Genomic DNA, 13,401 nt, shown 5'->3' on the forward strand with positions numbered 1-13,401 from the left:
ATGCTGACTCTTCTGCGTCGCGGCCTGCTGGTGTTCCTGGCGGCTTTCCCGCTGCTTTCCATGGCGGCGCCGACCCCGCAACAGGTGGTGCAGGGCACGGTCGACGAACTGCTTTCCGACATCAAGGCCAACAAGGCCGCCTACAAGGCCGATCCGCAAAAGCTCTACGCCACTCTCGATCGTATCCTTGGGCCGGTGGTCGATGCCGAAGGCATCGCCAAGAGCGTGATGACCGTCAAGTACTCGCGCCAGGCCTCACCCGAGCAGATCAAGCGCTTCGAGGAAGTGTTCAAGAACAGCCTGATGCAGTTCTACGGCAACGCGCTGCTCGAATACGACAACCAGGACATCCGCGTGCTGCCTAGTTCGGCCAAGCCGAGCGACGATCGCGCCAGCGTCAACATGGAGATCCGTGACAGCAAGGGCACGGTCTATCCGGTCTCCTACACCATGACCAACCTGGCCGGTGGCTGGAAGGTCCGCAACGTGATCATCAACGGCATCAACATCGGCAAGCTGTTCCGCGACCAGTTCGCCGACACCATGCAGAAGAACCGCAACGACCTCGAGAAGACCATCGCCGGCTGGGGCGAGGTGGTCGCCAAGGCCAAGGAAACCGCGAAAGCGGAAGAGGCCGGGGCGAAATGAGCCAGGCCAGCCTGCGCGAAGGCGCGGCCGGCGAACTGCAGCTCGCCGGCGTGCTCGACTACAGCAGCGGGCCGGCGTTGCGCGAGCAGGGCGGTCGGCTGATCCGCGCCAGCCAGGCGGCGGAACTGGTCGTCGACTGCTCGGCGGTGGAGCGCTCCAGCAGCGTGGGCATTTCCCTGTTGCTGGCCTTCATGCGCGACGCACGCAAGGCCGGCAAGGTCCTGAGCGTCAGGGCGTTGCCGGAAGACATGCGGGAGATTGCCAAGGTCAGCAGCCTTCTGGAGATCCTGCCTTTGCAGGAATGACCGGCCGGCGGAACGAGCGGCCCTCCGTCTGCGCGTCCCTTCCTGGGGTTCGCAGGCGGAGGGCTTTTTTGTATGATGGCCGACCGTGCGCGTAGGGCGCCCGATTGAGGTTGAGCATGCAGGCCGAAGACGTTAAGAGCCTTCTCCAGGAAAAACTCCCCGGCACCCAGGTGGAAGTCGAGGGCGAAGGGTGCAATTTCCAACTGAATCTGATCAGCGACGAACTGGCCGGCCAGAGCCCGGTCAAGCGTCAGCAGCAGGTCTACGCCCATTTGAACGCCTGGATCGCCGATGGCAGCATCCATGCCGTCACCATGAAATTCTTCAGCCGCGCCGCCTGGGCCGAGCGTTCCTGAGCCCACGGGGGATCATTGCAATGGATAAACTGATTATTACCGGCGGTAACCGCCTCGATGGCGAAATCCGCATTTCCGGCGCGAAGAACTCGGCGCTGCCGATCCTGGCCGCGACCCTGCTGGCCGATACTCCGGTCACCGTCTGCAACCTGCCGCACCTGCACGACATTACCACCATGATCGAACTGTTCGGCCGCATGGGCGTGCAGCCGATCATCGACGAGAAGCTCAACGTCGAAGTCGACGCCAGCAGCATCAAGACCCTGGTCGCGCCGTACGAACTGGTGAAGACCATGCGTGCCTCGATCCTGGTGCTGGGCCCGATGCTGGCGCGCTTCGGCGAGGCCGAAGTGGCCCTGCCGGGCGGTTGCGCGATCGGTTCGCGTCCGGTCGACCTGCATATCCGCGGTCTCGAGGCCATGGGCGCGCAGATCGAGGTCGAAGGCGGCTACATCAAGGCCAAGGCGCCGGCCGGCGGCCTGCGTGGCGGTCACTTCTTCTTCGATACCGTCAGCGTGACCGGCACCGAGAACCTGATGATGGCCGCCGCGCTGGCCAACGGCCGCACCGTGCTGCAGAACGCCGCTCGCGAGCCGGAGGTGGTCGACCTGGCCAACTGCCTGAACGCCATGGGCGCCAACGTCCAGGGCGCTGGCTCCGATACCATCGTCATCGAAGGCGTGAAGCGCCTCGGCGGCGCTCGCTACGACGTACTGCCCGACCGTATCGAGACCGGCACCTACCTGGTGGCCGCGGCCGCGACCGGCGGCCGGGTGAAGCTGAAGGATACCGACCCGACCATCCTCGAGGCGGTCCTGCAGAAGCTGGAAGAGGCCGGTGCCCACATCAGCACCGGCAGCAACTGGATCGAGCTGGACATGAAGGGCAACCGGCCGAAGGCGGTCAACGTGCGTACCGCGCCGTACCCGGCGTTCCCCACCGACATGCAGGCCCAGTTCATCTCCATGAACGCGGTTGCCGAAGGCACCGGCGCGGTCATCGAGACGGTCTTCGAGAACCGCTTCATGCATGTCTACGAAATGAACCGCATGGGCGCGCAAATCCTCGTCGAAGGCAACACCGCCATCGTCACCGGCGTACCCAAGCTCAAGGGCGCTCCGGTCATGGCGACCGACCTGCGCGCATCCGCGAGCCTGGTGATCGCCGGCCTGGTGGCCGAAGGCGACACCCTGATCGATCGCATCTACCACATCGATCGTGGCTACGAGTGCATCGAAGAGAAACTCCAGCTGCTCGGCGCCAAGATCCGCCGCGTACCGGGCTAGCGGAGGCTGTCGCGCAAATGCTGACCATCGCCTTGTCCAAGGGCCGGATTCTCGACGATACCCTGCCGCTGCTCGCAGCGGCGGGCATCGTGCCGTCGGAGAACCCGGACAAGAGCCGCAAGCTGATCATCCCGACGTCCCTGTCCGATGTGCGCCTGCTCATCGTGCGCGCCACCGACGTGCCGACCTATGTCGAGCATGGCGCCGCCGATCTCGGCGTGGCCGGCAAGGACGTGCTGATGGAGTACGGCGGCCAGGGGCTCTACGAACCGCTGGACCTGCGTATCGCCAACTGCAAGCTGATGACCGCCGGCGCCATTGGCGCGCCTGAACCCAAGGGACGCCTGCGGGTGGCCACCAAGTTCGTCAATGTCGCCAAGCGCTACTACGCCGAGCAGGGCCGCCAGGTCGACGTGATCAAGCTGTACGGCTCGATGGAGCTGGCGCCCCTGGTCGGTCTCGCCGACAAGATCATCGACGTCGTGGATACCGGCAATACCCTGCGCGCCAACGGCCTGGAGCCCCAGGAACTGATCGCCACGATCAGCTCGCGCCTGGTGGTCAACAAGGCCTCGATGAAGATGCAGCACGGTCGCATCCAGTCGCTGATCGATACCCTGCGCGACGCCGTCGAGGCGCGACACCGTCACTGATACCCGTGCGGCTCCGCGCCGCACCTGCCTATCCGTGTCATAGCCAAATTTTCTCGGGTGCCCGCACGGTGGGCTTGGTAGTCTAGCGGCGCCCGAGACAACGCCATCCATAAAAGAGGCTCGCTATGACCGCTCCCTTCGCTATCCGTCGACTCAATGCCGCTGATCCGGACTTCGGGCGTCATCTGGATCATCTGCTGAGCTGGGAAAGTGTCTCCGACGATTCGGTCAACCAGCGCGTCCTCGACATCATCGCCGCCGTACGCAGCCGTGGCGACGCCGCCGTGGTCGAGTTCACCCAGCGCTTCGACGGTCTCCAGGCCGCCTCGATGGCTGACCTGATCCTGCCGCGCGAGCGCCTGGAGCTGGCTCTCACCCGCATCACCGTAGCCCAGCGCGAAGCCCTGGAAGTCGCCGCCGAGCGCGTGCGCAGCTACCACGAGAAGCAGAAGCAGGGTTCCTGGCGCTACACCGAGGCCGACGGCACTGTGCTCGGCCAGCAGGTCACCCCCCTGGACCGCGCCGGGCTCTATGTGCCGGGCGGCAAGGCGTCCTACCCGTCCTCGGTGCTGATGAACGCGATCCCGGCCAAGGTCGCCGGGGTGTCCGAAGTGGTCATGGTCGTACCGACCCCGCGCGGCGAGATCAACGAGATCGTCCTCGCCGCCGCCTGCATCGCCGGCGTCGACCGTGTCTTCACCATCGGCGGGGCACAGGCCGTGGCCGCGTTGGCCTACGGCACCGAAAGCGTGCCGCGGGTGGACAAGATCGTCGGCCCCGGCAACATCTACGTGGCCACCGCCAAGCGTCACGTGTTCGGCCAGGTCGGCATCGACATGATCGCCGGTCCCTCGGAAATCCTCGTGGTCTGCGACGGCCAGACCGATCCCGACTGGATCGCCATGGACCTGTTCTCCCAGGCCGAACACGACGAAGACGCCCAGTCGATCCTGGTCAGTCCGGACGCGGCGTTCCTGGACCGCGTCGCGGACAGCATCGCTCGCCTGCTGCCGACCATGGAGCGCGCCGAGATCATCCGCACCTCCCTGGAGGGGCGCGGCGCGCTGATCCAGGTCGCCGACCAGGCCCAGGCCTGTGCGGTCGCCAACCGCATCGCCCCGGAACACCTGGAGCTGTCGGTGGCCGATCCGGAAAGCTGGCTGCCGGAGATCCGCCATGCCGGCGCGATCTTCATGGGCCGCTACACTGCCGAGGCCCTGGGCGACTATTGCGCCGGCCCGAACCACGTGCTGCCGACCTCCGGTACCGCGCGTTTCTCTTCGCCGCTGGGGGTATATGACTTCCAGAAGCGTTCGTCGATCATCAACTGCTCGGCCGAGGGCGCTTCGGTCCTCGGTCGTACCGCCTCGGTGCTGGCTCGCGGCGAGTCGTTGACCGCCCACGCGCGTAGTGCCGAATACCGCATCCTCGACGAGAAGGAGGCCTGAGCATGAGCAAATTCTGGAGTCCCTTCGTCAAGGACCTGGTGCCTTATGTGCCGGGCGAGCAGCCGAAGCTGTCGCGGCTGGTCAAGCTGAACACCAACGAGAATCCCTACGGTCCGTCGCCACAGGCGCTCGCCGCGATGCAGGCGGAACTCAACGACGACCTGCGCCTGTATCCCGATCCCAACGGCGAGCGGTTGAAGCAGGCGGTCGCCGCGCACTACGGCGTACAGGCCAACCAGGTGTTCGTCGGCAACGGCTCCGACGAGGTGCTCGCGCACATTTTCCATGGCCTCTTCCAACACGACCTGCCGCTGCTGTTTCCGGACGTGACCTACAGCTTCTATCCGGTCTATTGCGGCCTGTACGGGATCGCGCACGAGAAGATCGCGCTGGATGAAAGGTTCCGCATCCGCGTCGAAGACTACGCGCGGCCCAACGGCGGAATCATCTTCCCCAATCCGAACGCGCCGACCGGCTGCCTGCTGCCGCTGGACGCCATCGAAGCGATGCTGAAGGCGTCGCCGGATTCGGTGGTGGTAGTCGACGAGGCCTATGTCGACTTCGGCGGCGAGAGCGCCATCGCCCTGGTCGATCGCTACCCGAACCTGCTGGTCACCCAGACGCTGTCCAAGTCGCGCTCCCTGGCCGGCCTGCGGGTCGGCCTGGCGGTCGGCCATGCCGATCTGGTCGAGGCGCTGGAGCGGATCAAGAACAGCTTCAATTCCTACCCGCTGGATCGCCTGGCGATCGCCGGCGCGGCGGCGGCTTTCGAGGACGACGCTTATTTCCGTCGGACCTGCCAGGCAGTGATCGATAGCCGCGAGGCGTTGAGCGCCTCTTTGCAGGCGCTGGGCTTCGAGGTACTACCGTCGGCCGCCAACTTCGTCTTCGCCCGTCATCCGCGGCACGATGCCGGGCAGATTGCCTCGACCCTGCGCGAGCAGGGAGTGATCGTCCGCCATTTCAAGCAGGCGCGGATCGACCAGTTCCTGCGTATCACCATCGGCAGTCCGGAGCAGAACCAGGCGCTACTGGACGCCCTGCACTTCCTCAAGTGATACGAAAACGGCGCCCGAGGGCGCCGTTTTCAATGGCGGGGATCACTCGCCGCCGTCCTGTTTCTGCTGTGGAGCCGGTGCCGGCGGCGGACGCAGGCCGACCTCGGCGGTCAGGTTGACCTTCTGTCCGTTGCGCAGCACCACGATGCTGATCTTCTGTCCCGGACGGGTGCGCGCCACCTGGTTCATCGAGCGGCGGCCGTCGCTGGCTTCCTGCTTGTCGATGGTCAGGATCACGTCGCCCGGCAGCAGGCCGCCGCGCGCCGCCGGGCCGTCGCGATAGACGCCGGCGACGACGATCCCGGCGGTTTCGCCGAGGCCCAGCGACTCCGCCAGTTCCGGGGTCAGCGCCTTGACCTCGACGCCGAGCCAGCCGCGGATCACCTGGCCGTGCTCGATGATCGACTGCATGACCTCCAGGGCCAGCTTGGTCGGGATGGCGAAGCCGATACCCTGGGAGCCGCCGGACTTGGAGAAGATCGCCGTGTTGATGCCGATCAGGTTGCCGGCAGCGTCCACCAGCGCGCCGCCGGAGTTGCCGGGGTTGATCGCCGCGTCGGTCTGGATGAAGTCTTCGTAGGTGTTCAGGCCGAGCTGGTTGCGTCCGGTGGCGCTGATGATGCCCATGGTCACGGTCTGGCCGACGCCGAACGGGTTGCCGATGGCGAGGCAGACGTCGCCGGTGCGAATGCCGTCGGAGCGGCCGAGGGTCATCGCCGGCAGGTTCTTAAGGTCGATCTTCAGCACGGCCAGGTCGGTTTCCGGGTCGCTGCCGACCAACTGGGCGATGGTTTCGCGGCCGTCGCGCAAGGCCACGATGATCTGGTCGGCGCCAGCGGTCACGTGGTTGTTGGTCAGCAGGTAGCCTTCCGCGCTCATGATCACCGCCGAGCCGAGGCTCGACTCCATGCGCTTCTGTTGCGGCAGGTTGTCGCCGAAGAAGCGGCGGAACATCGGGTCGTCGAACAGGGGGTGGGAGGGCTTGCTGACCATCTTGGTGGTGTACAGGTTGGCCACTGCCGGAGCCGCTCGACTCACCGCGTTGGCATAGGACACCGGGCCTTCCTGCAGGCGGCTGAGCAGAGGCGCCTGCTCGACGTGCACCTCCTGGCGTGGCAGGCCGACCAGCTCGGGGTTGTGCTGGATGATCAGCAGGGCCAGCAGCACGCCGACCAGCACGGGCCAGCCGAGGAAACGCAGGGCCTTGGGCATCGGGAAAATCCTTGGGGTTGCGAGGCCGAAAAGCGGCCGATAAGGTGGCGCCCATTATAGGGGGAAGCCGTCCATTAGAGGAGCGGCGCGCCCTGCCTGAATGAAGAGGAATTTGCATGGCTATCGCCCTGAGCACCCTGGTCGAAGAGGCCGACCGTTATCTGGATGCCGCGCGCATCCAGGACTACTGCCCGAACGGCCTGCAGGTCGAAGGCCGGCCGCAGGTGCGGCGGATCGTCAGCGGGGTCACTGCCAGCCAGGCGCTGCTGGATGCCGCCGTGGAGGCCGACGCCGACGTGGTGCTGGTGCATCACGGTTACTTCTGGAAGGGTGAGAACCCCTGCGTGGTCGGCATGAAGCAACGGCGCCTGAAGACCCTGCTGAACAACGATATCAGTCTGCTCGCTTACCACCTGCCGCTGGATCTGCATCCGGAGGTGGGCAACAACGTGCAGCTCGCCCGGCAGCTCGGCTTCGAAGTGGAAGGGCCGTTGGAGCCGGGCAACCCGCGTTCCATCGTCCTCCTCGGTTCGCTTGCCGAGCCGATGCAGCCTGCCGATTTCGCTCGGCATGTGCGCGATGCGCTGGGGCGTGAGCCGCTGCTGGTCGATGCCGGTCAGCCGATCCGGCGCATCGCCTGGTGCACCGGCGGCGCCCAGGGCTATATCGACCAGGCGATCGCCGCTGGCGTCGATGCCTACCTGACCGGCGAGGTTTCCGAGCAGACCGTGCACAGCGCGCGGGAGAACGGCATCAGCTTCATCGCCGCCGGACACCATGCCACCGAGCGCTACGGGGTACAGGCGCTGGGCGACTACCTGGGCAAGCGCTTCGCCATCGAGCACTTGTTCATCGACTGTCCTAATCCTGCCTGACGACGGAGCGGTGACGCACCCGGTCGACTTCCTTGCCCAGTTCCCAGACGGCCATCGCGTAGTGGGTGCTGTGGTTATAGCGGGTGATCACGTAGAAGTTCGGCAGGCCGTACCAGTACTGGTAGTTCCTGCCCATGTCCAGGCGCAGCAGGCTGGCTTGCCGGTGGCCGCCGAGCGGACCCTGCGGGCGTAATCCGGCGGAAGCGAGCACGTCCAGCGGGTACAGCGTCTTGAAGCCATCTTCCAGCGAGGGAGCCCGGCCACTGGCGGGAACCGCCACGCGATCGCCGCTGACCCAGCCGTGCTGCTTGAAATAGTTGGCGACGCTGCCGATGGCGTCACGCGGATTCCACAGGTCGATATGCCCATCGCCATCGAAGTCCACCGCGTACTTGGTGAATGAAGACGGCATGAACTGGCCGTAGCCCATGGCGCCGGCATAGGAACCGCGCAGGGCCAGCGGGTCGGTGCCTTCCTTGCGCGCCTGGAGGAGGAATTGCTCCAGTTCGCCGCTGAAGAATTCCGCGCGGCGAGGGTAGGAGAAGGACAGGGTGGACAGCGCATCGATGATCCGCGTCTTGCCCATCACACGCCCCCAGCGGGTTTCCACGCCGATGATGCCGACGATGATCTCCGGCGGCACGCCGTAGACGCGCGATGCCCGTTGCAGGTCGGTTTCGTATTGGTCCCAGAACAGCACGCCGTTCTGTACGTTGCCTGGCGTGACGAACTTCTTCCGGTAGCGCAGCCAGGCGCCGTTCGGTCCGCTGGGTGGGGTATAGGTCGGGGCTTGCCGGTCCATCAGGCGGATCACCCAGTCCAGGCGCTGGGTCTGGGCGAACAGGTCGTGCAGTTGCTGGCGGTTGAAGCCGTGCTGGCTGACCATCCTGTCGATGAAGCGCTGTGCCGCCGGATTGTTCGCGTAATCGCCGCGCAGCGGCAGTATCGGTTGCACCGACTGGCGTACGGGGCGGGGGGAAATGACGGTGCGGGCCTGGGGTTTGGCGGCGGGTTTCGGTGGTGGCGTCGGTTCGCTGCTGCATGCTGAGACCAGAAGGAACAGGGGCAGGGCGAGGGCGGTACGGCGCATCTGGGGGCTTCTTGGCGGAATGACGATGCCCGCTATGCTAGCGCAGTGCCGCTGGCGTACAAGTCGAGCCGCCGAAAGGGGGGCGGACCGTCTGCTCGCTGTCGCGGCGGTGGCTTCGCTCGGTCCGGGGGCGATGCCGTCGCAGGCCTGTCCGTCCGCTCCGCGAAACGCCCAGGAAAGCCTCTCCATGCCAGTGTTTTCGCCGGCTGCAACCCTGAGCGCGGATGGCTATATGGCTATATTTTTTCGGTATAAATGGCGAATCTTTTAGAGCCTTGCGCTGTGATAGAGTGCGCGTTCGTCTACGGCCCGACGGCCGTCCATAAGCAATTCCGTGAGTAGCCATGGTCGACAAACTGACGCACCTGAAACAGCTGGAGGCGGAAAGCATCCACATCATCCGCGAGGTGGCCGCCGAGTTCGATAACCCGGTGATGCTGTACTCGATCGGCAAGGATTCCGCGGTCATGCTGCACCTGGCCCGCAAGGCCTTCTTCCCCGGCAAGCTGCCCTTCCCGGTGATGCACGTGGACACCCGCTGGAAATTCCAGGAGATGTACAGGTTCCGCGATCGGATGGTCGAGGAAATGGGCCTGGACCTGATCACCCACGTCAACCCGGACGGCGTCGCCCAGGGCATCAACCCGTTCACCCACGGCAGCGCCAAGCACACCGATGTGATGAAGACCGAGGGACTCAAGCAGGCCCTGGACAAGTACGGTTTCGACGCTGCCTTCGGCGGTGCGCGCCGCGACGAGGAGAAGTCGCGGGCCAAGGAACGGGTCTATTCGTTCCGCGACAGCAAGCACCGCTGGGACCCGAAGAACCAGCGTCCCGAGCTGTGGAACATCTACAACGGCAAGGTGAAGAAGGGCGAGTCGATCCGCGTCTTCCCGCTGTCCAACTGGACCGAGCTGGATATCTGGCAATACATCTACCTGGAAGGCATCCCGATCGTCCCGCTGTACTTCGCCGCCGAGCGCGAGGTTATCGAGAAGAACGGCACGCTGATCATGATCGACGACGAGCGCATCCTCGAGCATCTCTCTGACGAAGAGAAAGCCCGCATCGAGAAGCGCATGGTGCGCTTCCGTACCCTCGGCTGCTACCCGCTCACCGGCGCGGTCGAGTCCAGCGCCACCACGCTGCCGGAAATCATCCAGGAAATGCTCCTGACGCGTACTTCCGAACGCCAGGGCCGGGTCATCGACCATGACCAGGCCGGTTCGATGGAAGAAAAGAAACGTCAGGGCTATTTCTGAGGGTACGCAGCATGTCTCATCAATCCGATCTGATCAGCGAGGACATCCTCGCCTACCTGGGGCAGCACGAACGCAAGGAACTGCTGCGCTTCCTTACCTGCGGCAACGTCGATGACGGCAAGAGCACCCTGATCGGGCGCCTGCTGCATGACTCCAAGATGATCTACGAGGATCACCTCGAGGCCATCACCCGCGACTCGAAGAAAGTCGGCACCACGGGCGACGACGTCGACCTGGCGCTGCTGGTCGACGGCCTGCAGGCCGAGCGCGAGCAGGGCATCACCATCGACGTGGCGTACCGCTACTTCAGCACCGCCAAGCGCAAGTTCATCATCGCCGACACGCCCGGCCATGAGCAGTACACCCGCAACATGGCCACCGGTGCCTCGACCTGCGACCTGGCGATCATCCTGATCGATGCCCGCTACGGCGTGCAGACCCAGACCCGCCGGCACAGTTTCATCGCGTCCCTGCTGGGCATCCGGCATATCGTGGTCGCCATCAACAAGATGGACCTGAAGGACTTCGACCAGGGTGTCTTCGAACAGATCAAGGCCGACTACCTGGCCTTTGCCGAGAAGATCGGTCTGAAGACCAGTTCGCTGCACTTCGTGCCGATGTCGGCGCTCAAGGGCGACAACGTGGTCAACAAGTCCGAGCGTTCGCCCTGGTACGCCGGCCAGTCGCTGATGGAAATCCTCGAAACCGTCGAGATCGCCGCCGACCGCAACCTCGATGACATGCGCTTCCCGGTGCAGTACGTGAACCGGCCGAACCTGAACTTCCGCGGTTTCGCCGGCACCCTGGCCAGCGGCGTGGTGCGCAAGGGCGACGAGGTGGTGGCCTTGCCGTCGGGCAAGGGCAGCAAGGTGAAATCCATCGTCACCTTCGAGGGCGAACTGGAGCAGGCCGGTCCCGGCCAGGCCGTCACCCTGACCCTGGAAGACGAGATCGACGTTTCCCGCGGCGACATGCTGGTGCATGCCGACAATCGCCCGCTGGTCACCGACGGCTTCGATGCCATGCTGGTGTGGATGGCCGAGGAGCCGATGCTTCCGGGCAAGAAGTACGATATCAAGCGCGCTACCAGCTATGTGCCGGGTTCGATTCCGAGCATCGTCCACAAGGTGGACGTGAATACCCTGGAGCGGACCCCGGGCAGCGAGCTGAAGCTGAACGAGATCGCCAGGGTCAAGGTCAGCCTGGACGCGCCCATCGCGCTCGATGGCTATGAGCAGAACCGCACCACCGGCGCCTTCATCGTCATCGATCGCCTGACCAACGGCACCGTTGGCGCCGGCATGATCATCTCCGCTCCGTCGGCGGCCCATGGCAGCAGCGCGCATCACGGTTCGAATGCCCATGTGACGCGCGAGGAGCGTGCCGGCCGCTTCGGCCAGCAGCCGGCGACCGTACTGTTCAGCGGCCTCTCCGGCGCCGGCAAGAGCACCCTGGCCTACGCCGTGGAGCGCAAGCTGTTCGATATGGGCCGCGCGGTCTACGTGCTGGACGGGCAGAACCTGCGCCACGACCTGAACAAGGGGTTGCCGCAGGACCGCGCCGGACGCACCGAGAACTGGCTGCGCACCGCCCATGTCGCCAAGCAGTTCAACGAGGCCGGGTTGATCAGCCTCTGCGCCTTCGTCGCGCCGAGCGCGGAAGGGCGCGAGCAGGCCAGGGCGCTGATCGGCGCCGAGCGCCTGATCACCGTCTATGTGCAGGCGTCGCCGCAGGTTTGCCGCGAACGCGATCCACAGGGGCTGTATGCGGCGGGCGAGGACAATATCCCCGGCGAGTCCTTCCCCTACGACGTGCCGCTGGATGCCGACCTGGTGATCGATACCCAGGCGCTGAGCGTCGAGGACGGCGTGAAGCAGGTGCTCGACCTGTTGCGCGAGCGCCAGGCGATCTGATCGTCTCGCAGCCATGAAAAAGCCCCGCGGATGCGGGGCTTTTTCATGGGCGTCGGCAGGTTCGCGCAGCGCGTCAGTACTTGCCTTTCAGGCCGTAGGTGGCGTCGAGGGTGCCGGGGCTGTCCGGGCTTTTCGGCGCATAGTCCTTCGGCACTTCGCCGGAGGCCGGCGGAGTCAGGCGCTCGCGGCGCTCGGCCGGATAGGCCTCGTCGGCATGCAGCGCAGCCAGCAGGCGCTGGCGGGTCTGTTCGTCCAGGGCCAGGCGCTGGGCGCCGTCGGAGAGGTGCTCCTGCACGTCCTGGTAGCTCTGGGTCAGCTTCTTCACGAGGCTGGCGGTGGTGTTGAAATGGGTCACGACTTCGCGCTGATAGCTGTCGAAGCGGTCCTGCAGGTCGTCCATCTGGCGTTGCACCTTGTTCGGCGCGGCGTTGGGCAGCAGGCGGGCGATCAGAAAACCGATGGCGACCCCGGCGACCAGGGCGAGGGCCGGCAGCAGCCAGGCGGTGAGCGACTGTTCCACGCGAATCCTTCCTCTATAGACGGCTTTGCTTTACGTTAACGGCTTGAGTCCGAGCTGTATACCACGGCACGCGAGTAAGTGCCTGTGTCGCTTGGAGTAATCTGCTAGACGAGTCGACCCGAGCCGGGGTCACGGAGTTCCTGTTTGTCTACCCGCGAAATCCCTGTATCCATCGATGGCCCCTGCGGGCCGCTGGAAGCCCTGCCCCTCGATCTGCCCGATGCCCGCGGCATCGCCCTGGTCTGCCATCCGCACCCGCTGTTCGCCGGCACCATGCAGAACAAGGTGGTCGCCACTCTGCAACGCAGCGCCCGCGATGCCGGCCTGGCGACCCTGCGTTTCAACTTCCGTGGCGTTGGCCAGAGCGCTGGCAGCTATGGCGAGGGGATCGGCGAGATCGACGACGCCGAGGCCGCCGCGCGCTGGTTGCTGGCACGCCATCCGGGGTTGCCGCTGACACTGATGGGCTTTTCCTTCGGCTCCTGCGTCGCCGGCAATCTGGCGGGTCGCCTGGAAGCGCAGGGCGTCGGGCTGGCGCGGCTGTTCATGATCGCGCCGCCGGTGGAACGCTTCGCGGTCAGCCTGCCTGCGCGTTGCCCGCTGACCGTGGTGCAGCCGGAGGACGACGACGTGGTCACGCCGGCCGCGGTATATGCCTGGAGCGAGTCCCTGGCACGACCGCATGAGCTGTTGCGGGTGGCAGAAAGCGGACATTTCTTCCATGGCAAGCTGATCGATCTGAAGGACCTGTTGCTGCCACGCCTGCAGGACTGAC

The 13,401-nt window shown here is 65.3% G+C and carries 14 protein-coding genes; 11 read left to right on the plus strand and 3 right to left on the minus strand.

Going from position 1 to position 13,401, the window contains the following annotated elements:
- The 7 genes from HMPREF2716_RS12835 to hisC all read left to right on the plus strand — a co-directional run bounded on the left by HMPREF2716_RS12835 (position 1) and on the right by hisC (position 5,754).
- Complete coding sequence (locus tag HMPREF2716_RS12835; RefSeq protein WP_003094337.1) at positions 1 to 648, plus strand: MlaC/ttg2D family ABC transporter substrate-binding protein; 648 nt, start codon at positions 1 to 3, stop codon at positions 646 to 648.
- The gene (locus HMPREF2716_RS12840; protein WP_003162785.1) at positions 645 to 953 is read left to right on the plus strand and encodes an STAS domain-containing protein; all 309 of its coding nucleotides are present in this window, start codon (positions 645 to 647) and stop codon (positions 951 to 953) included. The genes HMPREF2716_RS12835 and HMPREF2716_RS12840 overlap by 4 nt, the downstream gene beginning before the upstream one ends.
- 116 nt (positions 954 to 1,069) lie before the next feature.
- Complete coding sequence (locus HMPREF2716_RS12845; RefSeq protein ID WP_003094334.1) at positions 1,070 to 1,309, plus strand: BolA family protein; 240 nt, start codon at positions 1,070 to 1,072, stop codon at positions 1,307 to 1,309.
- 20 nt (positions 1,310 to 1,329) lie between these two features.
- Positions 1,330 to 2,595, plus strand: coding sequence for a UDP-N-acetylglucosamine 1-carboxyvinyltransferase (murA, locus tag HMPREF2716_RS12850; RefSeq protein ID WP_003094332.1), 1,266 nt, complete (start codon positions 1,330 to 1,332; stop codon positions 2,593 to 2,595).
- 17 nt (positions 2,596 to 2,612) lie between these two features.
- Complete coding sequence (gene hisG, locus HMPREF2716_RS12855; RefSeq protein ID WP_003098837.1) at positions 2,613 to 3,248, plus strand: ATP phosphoribosyltransferase; 636 nt, start codon at positions 2,613 to 2,615, stop codon at positions 3,246 to 3,248.
- A 125-nt stretch (positions 3,249 to 3,373) separates the two neighbouring features.
- Positions 3,374 to 4,696 (plus strand): histidinol dehydrogenase, encoded by a 1,323-nt coding sequence (gene hisD / locus HMPREF2716_RS12860; protein WP_003094326.1) that lies wholly within the window; start codon positions 3,374 to 3,376, stop codon positions 4,694 to 4,696.
- Positions 4,697 to 4,698: 2 nt separating this feature from the next.
- The gene (gene hisC / locus HMPREF2716_RS12865) at positions 4,699 to 5,754 is read left to right on the plus strand and encodes a histidinol-phosphate transaminase (protein WP_003098833.1); all 1,056 of its coding nucleotides are present in this window, start codon (positions 4,699 to 4,701) and stop codon (positions 5,752 to 5,754) included.
- A gap of 42 nt (positions 5,755 to 5,796) precedes the next feature.
- Here hisC and algW read toward each other — a convergent pair whose 3' ends face one another.
- Positions 5,797 to 6,966 (minus strand): Do family serine endopeptidase AlgW, encoded by a 1,170-nt coding sequence (gene algW / locus HMPREF2716_RS12870; protein WP_003098831.1) that lies wholly within the window; start codon positions 6,964 to 6,966, stop codon positions 5,797 to 5,799.
- Positions 6,967 to 7,082: 116 nt separating this feature from the next.
- Here algW and HMPREF2716_RS12875 point away from each other — a divergent pair, with 116 nt between their 5' ends.
- Positions 7,083 to 7,841, plus strand: coding sequence for a Nif3-like dinuclear metal center hexameric protein (locus HMPREF2716_RS12875; protein ID WP_003094318.1), 759 nt, complete (start codon positions 7,083 to 7,085; stop codon positions 7,839 to 7,841).
- On the opposite strand, the gene mltB is transcribed toward HMPREF2716_RS12875, so the two are convergent.
- A complete protein-coding gene (mltB, locus tag HMPREF2716_RS12880) occupies positions 7,828 to 8,931 on the minus strand; it encodes a lytic murein transglycosylase B (protein ID WP_003116214.1) in 1,104 nt (367 codons plus the stop codon). The genes HMPREF2716_RS12875 and mltB overlap by 14 nt on opposite strands.
- Before the next feature lie 344 nt (positions 8,932 to 9,275).
- Between mltB and cysD the strand changes: the two genes are divergently transcribed.
- Together cysD and cysN are read left to right on the plus strand one after the other, a co-directional pair.
- Complete coding sequence (gene cysD / locus HMPREF2716_RS12885) at positions 9,276 to 10,193, plus strand: sulfate adenylyltransferase subunit CysD (protein WP_003094311.1); 918 nt, start codon at positions 9,276 to 9,278, stop codon at positions 10,191 to 10,193.
- Between the two features lie 11 nt (positions 10,194 to 10,204).
- Entirely contained in the window at positions 10,205 to 12,106 is a 1,902-nt protein-coding gene (gene cysN, locus HMPREF2716_RS12890) for a sulfate adenylyltransferase subunit CysN (RefSeq protein WP_004352874.1), read from the plus strand.
- Positions 12,107 to 12,179: 73 nt separating this feature from the next.
- Here the strand turns inward: cysN and HMPREF2716_RS12895 are convergent, their stop codons facing one another.
- A complete protein-coding gene (locus tag HMPREF2716_RS12895) occupies positions 12,180 to 12,626 on the minus strand; it encodes a Z-ring associated ZapG family protein (RefSeq protein WP_003094304.1) in 447 nt (148 codons plus the stop codon).
- Positions 12,627 to 12,770: 144 nt separating this feature from the next.
- On the opposite strand from HMPREF2716_RS12895, the gene HMPREF2716_RS12900 reads away from it, so the two are divergent.
- On the plus strand, positions 12,771 to 13,400 hold the full coding sequence (locus tag HMPREF2716_RS12900) for an alpha/beta hydrolase (protein WP_070621907.1): 630 nt from the start codon (positions 12,771 to 12,773) through the stop codon (positions 13,398 to 13,400).
- Position 13,401: the final 1 nt, after the last annotated feature.

Source organism: Pseudomonas sp. HMSC076A11, from assembly GCF_001810205.1.
GTDB classification, from domain to species: domain Bacteria; phylum Pseudomonadota; class Gammaproteobacteria; order Pseudomonadales; family Pseudomonadaceae; genus Pseudomonas; species Pseudomonas aeruginosa.